Here is a 19117-nt window from a genome sequence, read left to right as displayed (position 1 = left end):
GCAGGCGTGATCGAGTGTCCGCATGCGCTGGGCCAGGGGTCGCAGGGGGCCTGTCATGTTGGTGCGCCGGTCGCCGAACGTTTGGTCCTTAGCAAACAAACGCATGCTTGACGATCAGGCCGATACGCGATCTCTTAGGTGGAGCGGCTGGGCCTTGTGGCGATCTTGACGCCATCGGCGCGGCATGTTGTGATCCAGGCATTCGTTATTTCATACTTGTTTAGTAGGAAATGGGGAGTTGTGAGGGTTCTCCGCCGTGCGGCCGCGATGGTCGCGCTCATGCTGGGCGCGGTCGGCATGCAAGTCGTCCAGGGCGGAGCGGCGCAGGCGGCCCTGCCCACCGCCGCCGTCGTGCTCGGCGACAGCTTCGTCAGCGGCGAGGGGGCGGGGGACTACCAGCCCGTCGTCGACGCCTCCGGGACGGCGCAGGCCTTCCCGGGCTGGTCGGCGGCCAACAGCAACGCCTACTTCTGCCACCGGTCGGCGAATGCCTCGCTGTTCAAGGCTTCACTCCCCGGCATCCAGGACCGTTTCAACCTCGCGTGCTCCGGCGGCCAGCCAGCTGACATCGCCAATCCCTCCAGCGCCCGCGCCAAGGGCCGCTCCGTCGCCTCGCAACTCGACCAGTTACGCGCCGTCGCCCAGACCCACGACATCGACGTCGTCCTCATCGGCCTCGGCTCCAACAACACCCAGTTCACCTTCGGCGACGTGGCCGAGCTGTGCGCCAACCGTTTCATCGCCGACGCCTGGACGGGCTGGTGGGAGTTCTGGGCCTACCTGAACGGCGACGTGCCGCAGGAGCCCTGCACCGTCTCGGACCTGGCCACCGACCCCGAGGTCGTCACCGCCACCACCGAGACCACCGCCGCTCTGCGCCAGGTCCTCGACACCCTCGCCCAAATCGATGCCGACGGCGTTCACCAAGTAGTCCTGCAGACCTACACCAACCCGCTGCCGCTCGACGTCGCCACGCAGTACCGGGATGAGGACAGCCGTACCGACACCCGCGACAAGTTCCGCGCCCTCGGCGCCGAGCGGTACGCCGCCGGCTGCCCGATCCACCGCGCGAGCCTCGCCCCCGGGCACATGTTCTCCCAGAACCTCGGCACCCTGGTCAAGAACGCCTACACCACGCTGGCGGCCGAGCGTCCGGCGGCCGACCTGCGCGTGCTGGACGTCCAGAAGGCCTTCGACGGGGCCCGGCTCTGCGAGAACCCCGGCAGCCCGACAGGCGTACTCGCCACACCGGTACGGGTGCAGGACGGGCCGTCCGGCACGCCCATCACCAGCCTGTCCGGCTGGGACAAGATCGGCATCCAGCGGCTGGCGAACACCTGCGTCACCTACTTCCAGACCTGCCAGGAGTCGTGGCACCCCAACGCCGCGGGCCACACCGTCCTCGGCCAGTGCCTGACCGGCGCTCTCACCGCCGCGCCCCGCACGATCGTCACGTGCGCCCGCAACGCGAACGGCACGCTCACCATCTCCTGACGAGCAGAAGGCAGGCCGAGCTACTGGAGGCCGGCGCGGACGGACGTGATGCGCTGGGTGTTGAAGCCGAGCCAGTGCATCCGGCCCACGTAGCGCGCGTGCTCGACCTTGAGGCAGCGGTCCATGATCACTGTCACGCCGCCGTCCGCCGCGATCCGCGCGCCTTCCTCGTTGATTACGCCGAACTGGCACCAGAGCGCACTGGCGTTGATCGCCACAGTCTCCCGCGCGATCCCCGGCAGCGCGTCGGGCGCGCGGAAGACGTTCACGACGTCCACTGGCACGGGTACCTCCAGCAGGCTCGCGTAGCACGTCTCTCCGAGGATCTGCGTCTCGCGCGGATTCACCGGGATCACGCGGTAGCCGTGCCGCTTGAGGTAGTAGCCAACGAAATAGCTGGCTCGCAACTCGTTGTTCGACAGACCCACGATCGCGATGGTCCTAGCGCTGTGGAGCACGCGTTGGATCGTCAACGGGTCCTGGTAGTGCCCGAGATCGGTCATGCCCCCGCTACCCCTTTCCCGACGTGCGCGAAACTCTGCTCCAGGTCCCAGATCAGATCCTCGACGGACTCGGTGCCGACCGACAGCCGCACCGTCCCGGGTGCGATGCCGGCTGCCCGGAGCTCGTCGTCGCCCAGTTGGCGGTGCGTCGTGCTGGCAGGGTGGATGATCAGGCTCTTCGCGTCGCCGACGTTCGCCAGGTGGGACCAGAGCGTCACACCGCGGATGAGGTCCTGCCCGCCGGCTCGGCCACCGGCGCAGTCGAACGAGAACACCGCGCCGGCACCACGCGGCAGGTACTTCTCCACGAGCGGCCGGTACTTGCTCGCCGGCAGCCCGGGATAGGTGACATTCGCCGCCAACTCGTGCGACTCGAGGAACGCCGCTACCGCCCGCGCGTTCTCGACGTGGCGTTCCATCCGCAGCGACAGCGTCTCGAGCCCTTGCAGGAACAAGAACGCGTTGAACGGCGCGAGTGCCCCGCCGAGATCGCGCAGAGTCTCGGCCCGCAGCTTCATCAGATAGCCGTACGTCCCGAACGTCTCGTGGAACTGCAGGCCGTGGTAGGCCGGCGACGGATCCGCGACCACGGGGAACCGCCCGTTGGACCAGTCGAACGTGCCCGCCTCGACGACGACGCCGCCGATGCTCGTGCCGTGCCCGCCGATGAACTTGGTCGCCGAGTGGATCACAATGTCGGCGCCCCATTCGATCGGGCGGCACAGGTACGGCGTCGCGAACGTGTTGTCCACGATCAGCGGCAGCCCGTGCTCGTGCGCGATGGCTGCCACGATCTCGATGTCCAGCACGTTCCCGGCAGGATTGCCGATCGTCTCGCCGAAGAAAGCCTTCGTGTTCGCGCGGACCGCCTGCCGCCACGCGTCCGGATCGTCGGGATCGACCCACGTCAGCTCGACGCTCATCTTGCCCAGCAGGTGCTTGAGCTGGTTCACCGTCCCGCCGTACAGCGCCGAGGACGAGACGACGTGGTCGCCCGGCTGCAGCAGCGTGAAGAGCGCCGCCGCCTGCGCGGCGATCCCGCTGGCGAACGCCACCGCGCCGCAACCGCCCTCGAGGTTCGCCACTCGCTCCTCGAACACCGCGACGGTCGGGTTCATGATGCGCGAGTACGTGTTCCCGTACTCCTGCAGGTTGAAGTACGCCGCCGCCGACTCCGGGTCTTCGAACACGTAGCTGGTCGTCTGGAAGATCGGCACCGCACGCGCGCCCGTGTTCGGGTCGGGCCGCTGCCCGGCATGCAGCTGCCGTGTCTCGAATCCGAACGCGCGGGCTTCCTCGGCGCGGGGGAACTGATCGGTCACCAAAGCCTCTTCCTCGACGTCATCCGCCGACCCTACCTTTCGGCCAGGAAGCGGCGGATTATGGGCGTCTGACGCGCTTCCTCGAGCAGGAAGCAGTCGTGGCCGTACGGCGCGTCGATCACCTGGAACTCGACCGGCTTGCCGAGAGCGCGAAGCGCGTCTTCGATCTCCCTCGACGCGGACGGCGGGTACAGCCAGTCGGAGCTGAACGCGATCAGCAGCGTCCGCGCCGAGACGGGTTCGAGTGCCCGCGCGAGCGATCCGCCGCCGTGCTGCCGCGCGAGGTCGAAATAGGTCAGCGCCCGTGAGGTGAAGAGATAGGTGTTGGCGTCGAAGCGCTTGACGAACGAGTCGGCCTGGTGGCGCAGGTAACTTTCGACCTCGAACTCCGGTTCGGTGATCGTGTGGCGGATGTCGTCGGCGAACTGCAGCCGCCGGCCGAACCTGTCGTTCAGCGCCGGCGCGGACAGGTACGTGACGTGCCCGACCATCCGCGCCACGCCCATGCCGGCGTGGGGCGCACGGTCGGTGCCGTAGTAGTGGCCGCCCTGCCAGGCGGGGTCGCCCATGATGGCGTTACGCGCGATCGCGTTCCAGGCCACGCCCTGCGGGTGCAGGGCGTGCGTACTGGCGATCGCCACGATGGCATCGACCTGGTCAGGGAACAGGATCGCCCACTGCAACGCCTGCATCCCGCCGAGCGAGCCACCGGCCACCGCCGCGAGCCGCTCGACACCCAGGACGTCCAGGAATGCCCGCTCGGTGCGCACCATGTCCGCGACCGTGATGACGGGGAAGTCGGATCCGTACGGCCTGCCTGTCGCCGGGTCGATCGACGACGGCCCCGTCGTCCCGCTACAGCCGCCGAGCAGGTTCGTGGCGACGACGAAGTAGCGGTCGGTGTCGAACGCCTTGCCGGGGCCGATCATCCCGTCCCACCAGCCGAGCCCGCTACCGGCCGCACCGTCGCGGTCCGCGGCCCCGAACCCGTCACGCGTGCTGGTCTGGGCCGGAGTCTTCGCGAATCCTGCCGCGTGGGCGTCGCCGCTGAGCGCATGGCACACCAGGATGACGTTGTCACGCGCGGGGGAGAGGGTGCCGTAGGTCTCGTACGCCACGCGGACCGGGTGCAGCGCCTGCCCGCAGTCCAGCCGCACTGGTTCCGGCAGGTCGAGGTACTGCGTTTCGACGCTACCGACCGAGCCGGCGGGGAACGTCGACGCCGACACCATGGGCGGAATCATACCTAGCCATACTCCTCATGGCCAAGATATTGTCAAATATCCCGATGGGAAATGCAGGGAAATCCGGTGGAACGGGATGGAACGCCTTACTAGCTGAGGCCAATCTTCGACGGGAAACCACCCCGCATGACGGAAAGGACGCTACGCGACATGACCACGATCGACAACGGAGTCAACGTCAAGGCACTGCTCGACGCCCGCGAGGTGTTGAAGGGCGCACCTGAGGCAGCTCAGTTCACCTGGCGGGCCTCCGCCAAGTGGGAGAACGGCGTCCACAGCACCACGACGATCAAGAACTTCTTCGGCCTCGGGCAGGAGCAGAGCCACAAGAGCGAAACGGTGTTCACCGCCGACCACCCCGAGGTCTTCGCGGCGGAGGACAACGGCATCACGCCGATCGAGTACCTCCTCGTCGGCCTGGCGAGCTGCCTGACGGCAGGCGTGGCGTCCGTCGCCCAGAACCGCGGCATCCAGTTGCGCTCGGTCGAGTCGACGGTCGAAGGCAACCACGACATTCGCGGGATCCTCGGTGCCGACAGCGACGTGCGCAACGGCTTCAACGACGTCAAGGTGACGTTCACGATCGACGCGGACGCCTCGAAGGAGGACATCGAAGCGCTGGTGGCCCAGTCCCAGAAGCGCTCCGCCGTGTTCGACGCGCTCACGAACCCCACGAACGTCACCGTCGAAGTCGCCTGAGGGAGGAGCCATCGAACGCACCACCGCGGTCGTCATCGGTGCGGGGCACGCGGGCCTCGCCGCGAGCCACTTCCTCCGTTGCCGGTCGGTCGACCACGTCGTGCTCGAGCGCGGCGAGGTGGCGAACTCCTGGCGACGCGAACGCTGGGACTCCCTGCGGCTGCTTACTCCCAACTGGCAGAGCCGCCTGCCGGGCCATAGCTACGAAGGCCCGGACCCTGACGGCTACATGACGATGGGCGAAGTGGTCGAGTTCATCGAGCGCTTCGCCGCCGTCTCGCACGCTCCCGTCCGTACTGGTACGAACGTCACATCGGTGCGACGCACCGACGACGGATACCAGGTGACGACGAGCCGCGGCGAAATCAGCTGCCGGGCAGTGGTCATCGCGAGCGGCGCCTGCAACCAGCCGGCGGTGCCGCAGTTCGCCGACGCGGTCCCGGCGTCCGTCGTGCAACTGACGCCGTTCGACTACCGCGGCCCCAGCCGGCTCCCCGACGGCGGCGTACTCGTCGTGGGAGCGTCGGCGACCGGCGTACAACTGGCAGCCGAGCTGCGGCGGTCGGGGCGACCGGTGATCCTCTCGGTAGGGGAGCACGTGCGGTTGCCGCGCCTGTACCGCGGCCGCGATGTGCTGTGGTGGATGGATGCGTCGGGCGTCTGGGACCAGCGCCACGACGAGGTCGACGATCTGACGCGGGCCCGGCGGCTACCCTCGCCGCAGCTGGTCGGGACGCCCGAACGCAGGACGCTCGACCTCAACGCGCTCGCCACGATGGATGTCGAGCTGGTGGGCCGCTGGGCGGCCGTGCGTGACGGCCGTGCGCTGTTCTCCGGCGGCCTGCGAAACGTGTTCTCGCTCGCGGACCTCAAAATGCGGCGCCTGCTCGACACCTTCGACGAGTGGGCCCGAACTCACGGCCGCGACGCCGAGGTCGCCCCGCCCGAGCGCTTCGCGCCGACCCACGTGCCCGAGTCGGCCCGCTGGCAACTCGACCTGCGAAGCGGCGAGATCCGCACGATCGTGTGGGCAACGGGATATCGCCCCGACTACGGCTGGCTCAACGTGCCCGTGGTCGACCAGAAGGGCCACCTCCGCCACGAGGGCGGCGCGGTCGACAGCCCAGGACTGTACGCACTGGGCCTGCCCGTACTGCGCCGCCGCAAGTCCACATTCATCCACGGAATCGAGGACGACGCGCGTGAGGTGATCGACCACCTCACACGGCACCTGGCCGTACGTCGGTGAGGGACAGAGCGGAGAGGGCGCGGGCCGCCTCCGCGCGGAAGCGTCGTCCGACCGGCAGGATCCTGGTGAAGGCCTGCATTCCGTGTGCGAGTCCCGGGTAGACGGTCAGCGTGACCGGTACGGCCGCCTCCCGGAGCCGGTCCGCGTAGCGGACGGCGTGGTCGACCACCACGTCCAGCTCGTTGGCGAGGATGACGGTGGGAGGGAGGCCGTGCAGGCTCTCGGCCAGAAGCGGCGATACGAGAGGGTCCTCCGGTCGTGCTCCCGAGCCGGCGTACCGGTCGAAGGTTTGCCGCGCCTGGTCGATCATGACGTGATACCAGGGTGGTGCGTCCGCCGGCGCTTGTGGTGATGCGGTGATGTCCAGGACGGGGATCTCCAGCAGCTGCAGCGCGATCGCCGGGCCGTCCTCGTCTCGGGCGCGCAGGGCCACGGCGGCGGCGAGGTTGGCGCCTGAGCTGGTGCCGCCGACGGCGATCAGGGACGGATCGACGCCGAGGTCGCCGGCGTGCTCCGCCGCCCACCTGAATGCGGTGTAGCAGTCGCGCAGGTTGGCGGGGAACGGGTGCTCGGGGATCAGGCGGTAGGCCACGCTGATGACGACGGCGTCGGCGAGCTTGGCCAGGTGGGCGCAGTGCGAGTGGGATGTCTCGAGCGAACCTTGCCACCAGCCTCCGCCGTGGAAGTACACGAGCGCCGCCCGCGCCTTGTCCGGACCGGCGGGCCGGTACACGCGCGCTTCGATATTGCCGCCTTCGTCGGTGCGGGGAATGCGGAGGCTGGTGACGGCGACGTCGACCGGTGGTTTCTGAACCAGGCGTCCGTATGCGGCTTCCGCGGACTTGGCCGGTCGGTCGGTGGCCGACGGGTGCGACATTCTGGACAGGCGTCTGGTGACGGCCGGGATGAGAAGGCGGAGGACTGGGTGAAGTCTCATCGTTGACACGTCCTTGCGTTAGTCGATGGTCTTCATGGCCTGTACGGCTATGGCCGAGAGAACGGCGGCGACGGATGCCGCGACGAAGATGCCGGCGTAGCCGGTGGCGGTGACGATGAGCCCCGCGATGCCAGGGGCCAGAACATGCGGAAGGCTGTTGGCGACATTGAGCACGGCCAGATCCCTGGCGGTGTTGGCGCGTTCGGGAAGGATATCGGCCATCAGCGCCTGGTCGACGGCGAGGTAGGTGCCGAACGCTATGCCGGCGAGACCGAAGAACGCATAGAACGAGGGCAGCTGGTCGCTGAACGCGGGCGGCAGGACGGCGGCGGCGAGCAGGACGGACGAGCCGACGACGAGGGGTTTGCGGCGGCCCATGCGGTCCGACCAGCCACCGGAAAGCGCCACGCATACGGCGGCTCCCACGGCGAAGACCAGGGTGAGCGACGCGAAGACGCCTCCGGTGTGTTCGGTCGCGACGTGGAAGTAATCGGTGAGCACGTACAGGTGGTACGAAATGATCAGGTAGAAGGCGAGCAGGAAGAGGAACCGACCGGCGAAGGCACGCCAGAAGTCGGCGTCTTTCGGCAATTTGAAGGCCGCCCTGATCGAGGGAGCCCGAGCGGGCTGAACGCCGGGACGGCTGGCGGGCAGTTTGCTGACGGTGAGGACGGCGACGAGCGCGGTGAGCCACGGCAGGACGACCAGTCCCTGGGCGGGCAAGGTGAGGAACGACGCGGCGGCGAAGCCTCCGAGTGTCTGCCCGAGCAGCAGTCCGAGGCCGGCCAGACCTGAGGCGCGACCGTAGCGGGCCCGGTCCACAAGGTCGGGTACGAGGGCGAACAGTGCCCCGTGCATGGCGCTTTGCCCGAGGTGATAGAGGGCGTACAGCGCCAGGATGGCCGGCGTGTAGGTGACGAGACCGACCGCGCTCAGCGACGCGGCGGCGAGCAGCCCGCCACCGAGGATCCAGGGCTTGCGTTGGCCGAACCTGCTGTGGGTGCGGTCGGACAGGGTGCCGGAGACGATCATGCCGAGGCTCGCGCACGCGGCGCCGACAGTGGACAGCAGGCCGTAGAAGGCGATCTTCCGTGCGGGGTCGATGTCGGCGACCAGCGCCTGCAGCAGGGTCGCCCCGGCCACCGAGGGCACGGCCCAGCCGAGGTTCGCGATCAGGAGGAGGGCCCCGACGTTGCCCGCCGATGAGGCCGGTGCGGTGGCGACCCTGTCGTCAGGGTCTTCGACGCGTCTCACCGGCTGCGGTCCATGACGTGCCGCAGGACGAGTTCCTCGGTCCGCGGGGCGATCTGAGCGTGCCAGGAGACGGGGACCGTCGAGGCGGGCCTCCGCAGTCGCTGCTCGAGATGGTCGGCCAGATGGGCGCGGCCGGTGTCGCGCAGGTGGGCGATGTACCGCGTGGGGTCGTTGTAGTGCGTGGGCCCGACCTGCAAGGTCGTTTGCATGGGGTCTGGCAGGCTGCCGGGAGCGCCCGCGTAGGTATGCCACCATTCCTGCAGGTGGTTGCGCATCGCGGCGGCGAGGTCCGGCTCGTCGGCCAGGACGTCCTGGGTGAGATGCGGGTCCTTGGCGACATGGAAGAGCTGTTCCGGCTCAGCGCGGAAACATCCGGGGTGGTATGTGCGGATGTAGAGGTGGTCTCGCGTGCGGACCGCGCGCTGATAGGTGTGCGCGCCATGGCCGAGGACGAGGTAGGGGCGGGAGGGGTGTTCCGCACCGCGTATCGCGTCCGCGAAGGACGCGCCCTGCCAGCCGTCGGGCGTCGGGAGTGAGAGCAGTTCGCAGAGCGTCGGGGCCAGGTCGATGTTGTACAGCAGGGCATCGCAGCGGCGGCGCTCTTCCGGGAGGTCGTCGGTCACCCCGGGCCAGTAGATCACCAGCGGCAGGCGCTGGGTCGGCTCGTTGGCCAGTCCGTGCTCGGCGTAGGAGCCGTTCTCGCCGAGCGATTCTCCGTGATCGGCGCTGACGATGACGGCCGTCTCCTCGGCGATGCCGAGCTCGTCGAGCAGCGCCAGCAGCTGGCCGAAGTGATGGTCCCAATACATGATCGAGCCGTCGAAGCCGTTGACGAGGTGCTCGAAGTCGGCTCGGTCGCGGATCGCCTCCGGCATGTTGGCATTGGGACTGCCTTGCGGGAAGACGCTGTAGTGCAGGTCGAGGGCACTGCGCGGGCCGTAGATCTCGGCGTGGCCGGCGATGGTCTCCGCGTCGGGCCAGTGCGGGGCAGGACCGGAATCGGCGGCCTTCTGGGTCCATGCCGCTGGTTGCAGGTAGGGGGTGTGCGGCTCCCAGTACGTCACGTGCAGGTACCAGTTGTCCTCGTGCGCGTGGCGCCGGATCCAGTCCATGGTGGTGGCGTTGACGTCGTGCGCCTGCTCGTCGTTGAGCTCTCCGGTGGCCCGGATGGACTCACGGAAGTTGCCCAGGAAGTGATATGCGCGGTGCCGCTCCGCGAACATGGAGACGGCCGCCGTGTACACACCATGCCGCTGCAGGTGCTGCCCCAGCAGCGGACGGTCGGGCTCGGCGCCGTGGCCCGGATCGAGCCGGAAGCGGGCGGCCTCTCCGAAGTGGCCGATGACTCCGTTGGTGATGCCGAACTGGCCCGAGGTGAGCGCGGTACGTGAGGGCAGGCACGGCGAGTCGGAGCAGTAATACCGGTCGAAGACGACGCCGCGTTCGGCCAGCTGCTGCAGGTGCGGGGTGGTGGGCCGGTGATATCCGTAGGGTTGAGTGTGATCGGCACGTAGAGTGTCGACATCCACGTAGATGATTCGCATTTCAGCGGGGTCCTCGCGTTGGGGTGGTGCCGTCAGCGATCTCGAGGCGCGCCAGCGTGAGCTCGAGCCAGGCGATGTAGGCGGCCGTGGAGGCGTAGCCGCGCTCGTGCGCGGTCCAGTGCAGTTCCCGGACCCATGCCTCGTCCACCTCGGACACGGGCTCGAATGGGGTATGGGCGAAGTCCAGCCAGTTCTGGTTGGACGCCTGCGTTCGGCGGTAGTCGAGTTCGGTTCGCAGCAGTGCGATGGCGATGTCGCGGCCCAGGGCCCCGCCGATGACGAACCGCACCATGAAGTCGGGATCCATGGGCCGGGGCGACGGCTCGTACGGAGAACGCGCCCAGGCCACGAGCTCCTGCCGGCCGGTATCGGTCAGTCGATAGAGCTTGGCATCCGGCTTCCCCTCGCGGGAATCGACCTGGAACTCGATCCAGCCGCGGTCGACGAGTTTCGCGAGGGTCCGGTAGATCTGCGGCAGTTGGACGCCGTACCCCACGTACTGGCCTTTGCCTTCCATCCATTTCCGCATGTCGTAGCCGGAGAATGGACGGAGTCCGAGCAAACCGAGAATGACGTATTCGAGCAACTTTGCTGTCCCTTGCAGTACTGGAGGCTAGGTCGTGCGTCGTTCAGCCGCGAAGCGAGCGAAGGCGTCGGCGAGTGGATCGCCGTGGGACTGAAGATCCGCCAGGAGCAACGACCGTAGCTCGTCTCGTTCCTTGCGGTGACGCCCGGTGCCGGCCGTGTTGTCGAGAGCGTGGGGGTCGCCGGTGAGGTCGTAGAACTCCTCTGGGCAGCGGGTTCGGTAGAACTCGTTCCGGCGCGCCATTTCGGAATTCTCGGTGCCTTCCTTCAGCATGGCCGGCCAGGTGTGGCCGAACATGTTCTCCGCACGGTAAGAGCGGTCACCGTCGCTCCAGGCGTTCCAGACATAGAGCTGCTCGGCGGTCTGGATCGCGCGCATTTCGAAGCGTTCCCTGGCGGCGGTCTCATGGAAGACGGTGACCATGTGTTCCCGCCCTGCTTGCCGACCGCCGGTGAACAGTGAGGTGAGGCAGCGGCCGTCGAGGTCAGGCCCGGCGTCGACGCCCGCGGCCGTGCACAAGGTGGGAAACAGGTCGAGTGAGCTGACGAAGTGCGAGCCTTCCGTGCGACCTGCGGCGATGTGCCCGGGCCACCTGATGACCAGGGGCGTCCGCGTGCTCTGCACGTAGCAGTTGGCCTTGGCGAACGGGAACGGCATACCGTGGTCGGACAGGAAGATCACGAGCGTGTTGCCGGCTTGTCCGCTGGCATCGAGGACGTCCAGCACGGCGCCGACGACATCGTCGCAGCGGCGGGCCGAGCTGAGATACTCGGCGAACTCCTTCCGCACCAGCGCCAGGTCGGGGAGGAACCCTGGGGGATCGGCCTCTTCCGGGTCGAAGACCTTGGACGGCGGCGGCACGTCCGTCCTGGTCTCCTCGGGCCACCACGCGTGTTCGGTCTCGCTGTCGTGGAATGGGCGGTGCGGGTCGTGGGCATTGGCCAGCAGGAACCAGGGCCGCGCCGCGTCGGCGATGAATTCGGCGGCGGCCCGCGCGTACGCCTGTGGATCTCGTCCCGTGCCCAGCTGCTCCTCGGTGCGAACGGTGTCCCAGCCGAATCGTTCCTGCGGAGCGAGGTGACTGACTTTGCCGAGGATGCCGAAGCGGTAGCCGACCGGCCGGAGCAGATCCGGCAGGACGGGCACCTCGTCGAGGACCGGTTCGAAGCCCTGCGCGCCGTTGCGATGCGGGCGCCGGCCCGTCATCAGAGCCGAGCGGCTCGGCTGGCACACGGCGACGGGCACGTGGGCGCGCAGGAATCGCATACCCTCGGCGGCCAGGCGGTCAAGACGCGGTGTGGTGTTCGCGGTGCCGCCGAAGCATCCCGGAACGGTGGCGTCGAGATCGTCGGCGGTGATGAGCAGGATGTTCGGGGTCATCGTTGGTCCTTGCCTCGTGTCCGCACGACACGGAACCCGCAGTTGCCCGTGGAGGATTCGGGAGTGTTCCGTGAGCGCGCCGCCACCCGATACCGGTGGCAGTACGAGCGGTGACACAGGTAGGAGCCACCTCTGGTGACCCGCGCGCTGCCGGAGAGCGGGCCACGGGGATCATGGAGTGGAGAGCGCTGGTAATAGGAGGCGGAGAACCAGTCCGCGCACCACTCCCAGACGTTGCCGGTCATTTCGTACAGGCCGAAGTCGTTGGGGGGAAACGACCGGACCGGCGCGGTGGTGAGAAATCCATCGCTCAAGGTGTTGTGGGTGGGGAACTCGCCGTGCCAGATGTTGCAGAGGTCCGTTCCCCCGGGCGCGAGTTCCTGCCCCCACGGGAACCGGCGTCCCTGATGGCCGCCGCGCGCCGCGTATTCCCACTCGGCCTCCGTGGGCAGGCGCGCGCCGGCCCACTCGCAGTAGGCCACCGCGTCCCGCCAGGAGACGTGCACGACCGGGTGGTCGGGCACGTCGGTCCAGTGCGAGTTCCGGCCGGCGGGGTGCCGCCAGTCGGCGCGCCGTACGTTGAGCCACCAGGCGGCGCCCGCGGCCGCGCCCAGGACGTCGCGTGCCGGCGCGCGAAGCGCGGAGTGGAAGACGGCGGACGAGCCGTACCGCTCGGCTTCGGTTCGGTACCCGGTCGCCCCGGCGAAGACGGCGAACTCCTGGTTGCTCACCGTGGTCGAGCTGATCGTGAAGCCGCTGACCGTGACGCGGTGCACCGGCCGCTCCCCGTCGGACGGGTAGCCTTCCGCGAAGGCGTCGCCCATGGCGAAGTCGCCGCCCGGTAGATCGACGTAACCGGCCCTCGACCCGCTGTGACGCTCGGACAACGTACGCGGTGCCGGCGGTGTTTCGCCTTCCCGTTCTGGATTGCAGCAGCCGCTCATCGTTCTTCCAGGGATGGGATGAGCCCCGATGTGCCGACCCTGCCCAGCCACGCCAACGACGGTTTCGGTGACCTCACGAAGGTGCCGCGGTCGACAGAGACGAGGCCGAACGTCGGACCCCAGCTACCCCACTCGTAGTTGTCGAGCAGGCTCCAGTGGAAGTAGCCCCGAACGTCGATCCCGTCATCCAGCGCCGCCGCCAGCGCGGTCAACGCTCCGTGGGTATAAGCGATGCGTTGATCGTCGTCGCCGGTCGCCACGCCGTTCTCGGTGACGATGACAGGAACGGCTCCCACGACACGGGCCGCCTCCCGCACCGCTCCGCCCAAGGCCGCGGGATAGTACTCCCAGCCGGTTTGCGTGCGCTGCGCCGACGAAACGGGTGCGGCCGGCCGCGCGACATCTCCATCCAGGACAAGACGGACCCGTGTGTACGCCTGCACTCCGACCCAGTCGTCATCGCGCGACTCCAGGAGAAAGCGGGTCTGGCGCGGATACAAGTACGCGGCGGCTGCCGCGACTGCTGGGGGATCCGGCTGATAGTCCTGAACTGAAATGGACCAGCCGACCTGGACTTCGGGGAGTGCCGTCCGCAGCACGTGCCGGGCCTGGCGATGCGCGGAGACGAGCCCCTCCGCGATGGTCTCCTCCGGCTCGGGAAGGCCCTTGGCGAGCCCACCCGGCCCTTGGGCGAGGAGCCGGGGGAAGGCCGCTACCACGTTCGGTTCGTTGATCGTGGCCACGTGCTCGACGTCATCGAGGATCCCGGCCACCTGAGCTACGTAGCGGGCGAAGAGATCCGGCGCCGCCGGATCGGCCCAGCCTGCGAACCACGCGGGACAGGTGAAGTGGTGGAGGGTCACCAATGGACGCAGACCACGCTGGAGTGCTCCTTCGATCATGTGCCGGTAGTGCTTCAGAGCCTCACCCGAGAACACGCCCGGTTCTGGTTCGACGCGCGCCCACTCGATGCTGAAGCGGTAGTCGCGCAGGCCCGCATCGGCTGCCAGATCCATGTCCTCGGCCCACCGATGGAAGCTGTCCACGGCTTGCCCACTGGGTTCTTCGCAGAAGGAACCCGGCATGTTCTCCAGGGCCCACCAGTCGCTGTTCTCGTTGGCCCCCTCCGTCTGATGCGCCGACGTGGCGGCGCCCCACAGGAAGCCAGGCGGCAGCGGGATCCGATGCATCGTCACTCCTCGGTGTCACGTCCACGCGATCACCGGCCGACGTGGGTCCCTGAAGCTCAAGACCTGATCGGGGCGGGACCACGCCACGGTCCAACGCCGTGGCGTAGTTCGGTGATCGCGCTATCTCACGTCGCGCGGTGTCGGGTGTTCCCGCGCGAGTCATATGTGTGTAACACCATATGCATGTCAACGTCAACACATGGAGCGCCGTGTAATGGTGCTGTTAAGGACACATGCAATGGGCCCGGCTTCTTCGGTCACATGTGTGCGTAGGAATCTATGAGGTGGGACGTCACATGGTCGAGGGCTTGTGGCGGTGGGGCATGGCCGGGTGGATGCCGTGCACCATGAAGGCCATCTGGATGAGCTTCATCAAGTCCTCGGCGCTGCCGACCGTCTCGCCTGTCTTGTCCCACCTGTCGTCCGCGAATCGCATCGCCGTGGCGATGGCCAGGGCGCGGGACTGGGTGAAGCTGAGCCCCCTGAACTCGGGTGCGAAGTCCAGCGCGTCCTCGGCCCAGGAGACGGCGGGCATCAGCTCGGAGTAGAACGGTGTGATCGTCTCGTCGACGTCCCCCGGCTGGATCATGGCGTAGATCATGGTCGCGAGCTGGTCGCCGACGTAGTCGCTGCTGTCCTCCTGGACCGGGCCGACGTCGTAGTAGACGACGAGCTTGTCGTTCTTCACATCCTCCAGAGGCAGGGCCACGGTGGAGAGGAACACCTTGACCTCCTTGAAGTACCTTTCGACGGTCTTGTCGTTGAACAGCGGCAGGAGCCCCTGCATGATCTTGATACTCGCCTGCTGGTTGGCGACGTTCACGATGAGACGGCGTTGCCGTTGCTCCTGGGTAGCGCGGAAGCCCGGATACCGGGCATTCGAGAAGGAGACATAGTCCCCGATCTTCAGCGCCTCACGAATATCCGTGCCAGCCAACGCCATGAGCTGGTTGACGACGTTGTACGTCCCGGGCCCGGCGCCCGCGATGAGCTGGAAGACCTCCGCTTCCGTGATCGCCTTTTCCAGGTAGCCGAGTGCGCTGAAGCCCAGCCTCCGGTAGATGTCCTGCTGCACTGTCCTGGTGTCGGCGGCGAGTACGCCGTCGAGGAACAGGTCGTTGTAGAGAGACTGGACGAACGCCATGTCGCGGGCCGCATTCAAGCGGTAGCGGGTCTCGTCCTGCCGGTCCATGTCCTCCAGCCGGGTTCCGCGTCGCTTCGTCAAGGCCAGCGTCTGCGATCTCCCGCTGGGGGACCTCGTCCGCTGCGACGGGCCACCCTCCTCACGGGTCGTCAGCCTCGCCGGCCGCTCCGGCCCGCTGACGTCGGACTCCTCGAAACGCTGGACCTTCTCCCGCCGCATCTTGCGCTCTCGGGGGGCGGGGGAGGATTCGGTCGGCCCGATCCCCAGCCTGCTGGGATTGCTCAGAATCTGCGGCGCCGGCTTCTTCGGGGTGAGCGATGTGCTCGGCAGTTGGACCGGCTGTTTCTTCGGCGGCGTGAGTGAGGGCGTCGTGTTCAGCACCGGTTGCCGCGAACGCGGCTGGATGGATGGCGTCAGGGTGACCAGTGGCTCTTCGTCAGACGACGTGGTGGTGCTTTCCCCCGGATTTTGGAGGAGCGGCGCGTATCGCATCGGAAACTCGACAGGGCCGTCGGGGGTTTGCCGGAGCATGATGCGCGTCGGCCGCACCTTGGGCTCTCGACGGACGAGCTGAAGAGGTCGCGGAGTCGTACGCTGCGGATCGGGCTCCTGGATCTCCAGGGCAGGCCGAGAGAACTTCACCGGAGGCTCCGGCAGCGGCTTCGTCGTCGCGATGGTGGGCGTCTGGGCCAGCACGATCGGCGTGGGAAGGTCCTGACCTGGCGTACGGGCCGGAGCTATGGAACCTTGCTCCTCCTCCGACCCGGATGTGGAGCCGGCCTTCTTCTTGGGCTTGGTTCGCTGACGGTGCATGGCCGCCTCCTAGCGGGCGTGGTGCGAATGAACCCGGCGTTCACGAGAGTGCCGGGTCCCCCGAAGCGGCCGAATCATGATCGCCGATCGGGTGGAGGCAGGCCACCCACCGGAAGGGTGACATTGGCATCCCCTGGTACGAATTGGCGTGAACCGCCCATGCCAGTACCTTGCAGGTCATGGCTGAGCAGGAGGTTCCGGAGCGGCATGCCAGCTGGCTTGAGCTGTTCTTCGATCTGATCATCGTGGTCGCGGTCGCCCAGCTGGCGCACGTGCTCCACCCCAGCCCTGGCCACCCGATCGGACTCGCCGACGCGGGCCTGTTCATCGTGCTCTACTACGCGGTGTGGAGCGTCTGGACCAGCTTCACCCTCTACGCCAACGTGGCCGGGGAGCGCACCCGCCGCCAGTCCATGCTGATCGCCATGTTCGGCATCGCGGTGATGGCCGCCGCCATCCCGGAAGCCGCCGGGGACCGGGCGCGCGCGTTCGCCATCGCGTACGTGGCCTGCCGGGTGCTCGCCACCCGCACCTGGAGCCGGACCGGCACCTTCCTCGGCGCCTGGCCCGCCGCTCAGTACGGCACGGGCCTCCTACCCTGGCTGATCTCGATCTGGGTGCCGGCGCCCGGCCGATACTGGCTCTGGGGCCTCGGCACGGCGGCCGACATCCTCATCTCGTACCTGCAGAGCCGTCATCCCGAGCAGAGGCTGGCCGGTCTGCGCGACGAGGCCCACCGCCGGCGTGAGCGGGCCTACTTGCGCGGCCGGGTGCCTCGGCGGATCGTGCTCCCGGCCGGGGCCCGGCTCAACGTCCCGCACCTGGGCGAGCGGCTGGGGCTGTTCGTGATCATCGTGCTCGGCGAGGCGGTCATGCAGGTCGTGGTGGCGGCGGGCGAGATCAGCTGGACGCCCGCCTTCAGCGTCGCCGCGCTGGCCGGGTTCGGCCTGCTGGTCTGCCTGTGGTGGCTCACCCTGGAGTACGGCGCCGCCGCGGTGCCCGGGTTCGGCGGGTTGCGGGCCCGGATCACGCTGCCCGCCCACTTCGCGATGACCGCCGGAGTCGCGGCCACCGCCGCCGGGCTGGGCGCCCTGGCCGAGCACGCCGACGGCCACCTCGCCGCCGCCGTACGGTGGACCCTCTGCGGCGGGATGACCGCCTACTTCCTGACTTCCGCCGTGCTGGGCGCCGCCGCCCGGGCCCCGCTGCGCTGGCTGCTCGGCTGGGCCCTGCCCGCCGTCCTGGTTCCCGTGCTGCTGGCGGTCTTCGGGGGCGGGTTGGCGGCCTGGTGGATCGTGGTGGGGCTGCTCGCGGTGGCGTACTGGCAGGTGAGTTACCCCGCGGTGATGCGCAGGTTGACGGACGGGCGAGCTACGGCCTAGGGTTCTTTAAACTATTGAGTTGAAACTGGAGGGCGGATGACCGCGGACACGCTGTCCCGAGTCTTCGCCGCTCTCGCGGATCCGACCCGGCGCGACATGGTGGCCCGGCTCTCGGAGGGCGACGCGACCGTGAGCCAGCTGGCGGAGCCGTACAGGATGACGCTGCAGGCCGTCTACAAGCACTTGCGGGTGCTCGAGGACGCCGGGCTCGTCAGCCGGCCGCGAGGGCCGCAGCCCCGGTCGGTGCACCTGGAGGTGCAGGCCTTCGACCTGATGGACACCTGGATCGAGCGCTACCGGGGGCGCGCCGAGCAGCGTTACCGCCGCCTCGACGCCGTCCTGGCGGCGATGAAGGGAGACGAGCATGAACAGGATCACAGAGACAGCCATCGAAGCCGACCCGAAAGTGCCGGTCATCCGGATGACTCGTGACTTCGCGGCAACACCCGAGCACCTTTTCCGCGCCCACACCGATCCCGTGCTGTTCGCCCAGTGGGTGGGCCCCAACGCCATGGCCACCCGGATCGAGCACTGGGACGCGTCCACCGGCGGCAGCTGGCGGTACGTCTCGGTGCACGACGGCACGGAGTACGCGTTCCGCGGCTGCTTCCACGAGGTACGGCCGGACCGTATCGTGCAGACCTTCACATTCGAGGGCGATCCCGACGGAGTCGCGCTGGAGACGTTGTGGTTCGAGGACCTGGGCGACGGCCGTACGCGGCTACGAACGCAGTCGCTGGTCGACAGCTTCGAAGGCCGCGACGCGTGGCTGCGCAGCGGTATGGAAGTCGGTGTCAACGAGGGTTACGCGAAGCTGGAACGGATGATCATCGATGGCGCTGTCTGACCGCCCGGCCGAGCGGCACCGCCAGGTTGCCGGGCTGTTCACGGACCGGGTCCGCGGCACCCGATCCTGGGACGTGCCATCCCCGGTCGCCGACTGGGCCGCCCGCGACGTCGTACGACACCTGACCGACTGGTTCCCTGGGTTCCTTGCCTCCGGTGCCGGCATCGAACTGTCCCGCGGACCGTCAGTGGACGAGAACCCGGTCGCCGCGTGGCAGGTTCACTGCGACGGTGTGCAGGCGGTGCTGGACGATCCGGAGACGGCGCACCGGGAGCTCACCAACCCGCACATCGGCCGCGTGCCGCTGGCGACCGCGATCGACCAGTTCTACACCGCCGACGTGTTCATGCACACCTGGGATCTTTCCCGGGCCACCGGCCAGGACGACCGGCTGGACCCCGACTTCTGCGCTCAACTCCTCGGCGGGATGGAGCAGATGGAGCAGATTCTCCGTTCTTCCGGCCAGTACGGCGCCCGAGTCGACGTACCCGGCGATGCGGATACCCAGACCAAACTGCTGGGTTTCATCGGCCGGGACCCGTTCTGGAGGAACGCCGAGCCGGTGGAGTGATCTGCCTCACACAT

The 19117-nt window shown here is 68.2% G+C and carries 18 protein-coding genes; 7 read left to right on the top strand and 11 right to left on the bottom strand.

What is annotated here, in order from left to right; genetic code table 11:
- Positions 1 to 240 precede the first annotated feature (240 nt).
- Positions 241 to 1494 carry an SGNH/GDSL hydrolase family protein gene (locus Aple_RS44885; RefSeq protein ID WP_155350905.1) on the top strand — a complete coding sequence of 418 codons (1254 nt, stop codon included), beginning with the start codon at positions 241 to 243 and terminating at the stop codon, positions 1492 to 1494.
- Between the two features lie 20 nt (positions 1495 to 1514).
- Here the strand turns inward: Aple_RS44885 and Aple_RS44880 are convergent, their stop codons facing one another.
- The 3 genes from Aple_RS44880 to metX are packed head-to-tail and all read right to left on the bottom strand — an operon-like array spanning position 1515 to position 4563.
- The gene (locus Aple_RS44880; RefSeq protein WP_155350904.1) at positions 1515 to 1997 is read right to left on the bottom strand and encodes a CoA-binding protein; all 483 of its coding nucleotides are present in this window, start codon (positions 1995 to 1997) and stop codon (positions 1515 to 1517) included.
- Positions 1994 to 3319, bottom strand: coding sequence for an O-acetylhomoserine aminocarboxypropyltransferase/cysteine synthase family protein (locus Aple_RS44875; RefSeq protein ID WP_155350903.1), 1326 nt, complete (start codon positions 3317 to 3319; stop codon positions 1994 to 1996). Before Aple_RS44875 ends, Aple_RS44880 begins: the two co-directional genes overlap by 4 nt.
- A 32-nt stretch (positions 3320 to 3351) precedes the next feature.
- Positions 3352 to 4563 (bottom strand): homoserine O-acetyltransferase MetX, encoded by a 1212-nt coding sequence (metX, locus tag Aple_RS44870; protein ID WP_218038833.1) that lies wholly within the window; start codon positions 4561 to 4563, stop codon positions 3352 to 3354.
- Positions 4564 to 4713: 150 nt separating this feature from the next.
- Here metX and Aple_RS44865 point away from each other — a divergent pair, with 150 nt between their 5' ends.
- Both Aple_RS44865 and Aple_RS44860 read left to right on the top strand, forming a co-directional pair.
- A complete protein-coding gene (locus Aple_RS44865) occupies positions 4714 to 5262 on the top strand; it encodes an OsmC family protein (protein ID WP_155350901.1) in 549 nt (182 codons plus the stop codon).
- A 10-nt stretch (positions 5263 to 5272) separates the two neighbouring features.
- On the top strand, positions 5273 to 6511 hold the full coding sequence (locus tag Aple_RS44860; RefSeq protein ID WP_155350900.1) for an NAD(P)-binding domain-containing protein: 1239 nt from the start codon (positions 5273 to 5275) through the stop codon (positions 6509 to 6511).
- Here the strand turns inward: Aple_RS44860 and Aple_RS44855 are convergent.
- The 8 genes from Aple_RS44855 to Aple_RS44820 form a co-directional block, all read right to left on the bottom strand.
- Positions 6483 to 7448, bottom strand: a complete 966-nt coding sequence (locus Aple_RS44855) for an alpha/beta hydrolase (protein ID WP_155350899.1) — start codon at positions 7446 to 7448, stop codon at positions 6483 to 6485. The genes Aple_RS44860 and Aple_RS44855 overlap by 29 nt on opposite strands.
- Positions 7449 to 7466: 18 nt before the next feature.
- On the bottom strand, positions 7467 to 8702 hold the full coding sequence (locus Aple_RS44850) for an MFS transporter (protein ID WP_170321981.1): 1236 nt from the start codon (positions 8700 to 8702) through the stop codon (positions 7467 to 7469).
- Complete coding sequence (locus tag Aple_RS44845) at positions 8699 to 10246, bottom strand: sulfatase family protein (RefSeq protein ID WP_155350897.1); 1548 nt, start codon at positions 10244 to 10246, stop codon at positions 8699 to 8701. The genes Aple_RS44850 and Aple_RS44845 overlap by 4 nt, the downstream gene beginning before the upstream one ends.
- Before the next feature lies 1 nt (position 10247).
- The gene (locus tag Aple_RS44840; RefSeq protein WP_281361700.1) at positions 10248 to 10808 is read right to left on the bottom strand and encodes a PadR family transcriptional regulator; all 561 of its coding nucleotides are present in this window, start codon (positions 10806 to 10808) and stop codon (positions 10248 to 10250) included.
- Between the two features lie 51 nt (positions 10809 to 10859).
- Positions 10860 to 12212: a sulfatase family protein gene (locus Aple_RS44835; protein ID WP_155350895.1), complete on the bottom strand. Its 1353-nt coding sequence runs from the start codon at positions 12210 to 12212 to the stop codon at positions 10860 to 10862.
- Complete coding sequence (locus tag Aple_RS44830) at positions 12209 to 13099, bottom strand: formylglycine-generating enzyme family protein (protein ID WP_246265284.1); 891 nt, start codon at positions 13097 to 13099, stop codon at positions 12209 to 12211. The genes Aple_RS44835 and Aple_RS44830 overlap by 4 nt, the downstream gene beginning before the upstream one ends.
- A 53-nt stretch (positions 13100 to 13152) precedes the next feature.
- A complete protein-coding gene (locus Aple_RS44825; RefSeq protein WP_155350893.1) occupies positions 13153 to 14346 on the bottom strand; it encodes a family 1 glycosylhydrolase in 1194 nt (397 codons plus the stop codon).
- Positions 14347 to 14638: 292 nt separating this feature from the next.
- Positions 14639 to 16303, bottom strand: coding sequence for a T3SS effector HopA1 family protein (locus Aple_RS44820; protein ID WP_155350892.1), 1665 nt, complete (start codon positions 16301 to 16303; stop codon positions 14639 to 14641).
- 179 nt (positions 16304 to 16482) lie between these two features.
- Between Aple_RS44820 and Aple_RS44815 the strand changes: the two genes are divergently transcribed.
- The 4 genes from Aple_RS44815 to Aple_RS44800 are packed head-to-tail and all read left to right on the top strand — an operon-like array spanning position 16483 to position 19103.
- Positions 16483 to 17685 carry a low temperature requirement protein A gene (locus Aple_RS44815; RefSeq protein WP_155350891.1) on the top strand — a complete coding sequence of 401 codons (1203 nt, stop codon included), beginning with the start codon at positions 16483 to 16485 and terminating at the stop codon, positions 17683 to 17685.
- Between the two features lie 36 nt (positions 17686 to 17721).
- Positions 17722 to 18117: an ArsR/SmtB family transcription factor gene (locus Aple_RS44810; protein WP_155350890.1), complete on the top strand. Its 396-nt coding sequence runs from the start codon at positions 17722 to 17724 to the stop codon at positions 18115 to 18117.
- Complete coding sequence (locus Aple_RS44805) at positions 18050 to 18532, top strand: SRPBCC family protein (RefSeq protein WP_155350889.1); 483 nt, start codon at positions 18050 to 18052, stop codon at positions 18530 to 18532. The genes Aple_RS44810 and Aple_RS44805 overlap by 68 nt, the downstream gene beginning before the upstream one ends.
- Positions 18519 to 19103, top strand: coding sequence for a TIGR03086 family metal-binding protein (locus tag Aple_RS44800; RefSeq protein ID WP_155350888.1), 585 nt, complete (start codon positions 18519 to 18521; stop codon positions 19101 to 19103). Before Aple_RS44805 ends, Aple_RS44800 begins: the two co-directional genes overlap by 14 nt.
- Positions 19104 to 19117 lie beyond the last annotated feature (14 nt).

The organism is Acrocarpospora pleiomorpha (assembly GCF_009687885.1).
In the GTDB taxonomy this organism is placed as follows: domain Bacteria; phylum Actinomycetota; class Actinomycetes; order Streptosporangiales; family Streptosporangiaceae; genus Acrocarpospora; species Acrocarpospora pleiomorpha.
The sequence above is the reverse complement of the archived record's forward strand: the minus strand, read 5'-3'. Positions and strand labels throughout refer to the sequence as shown.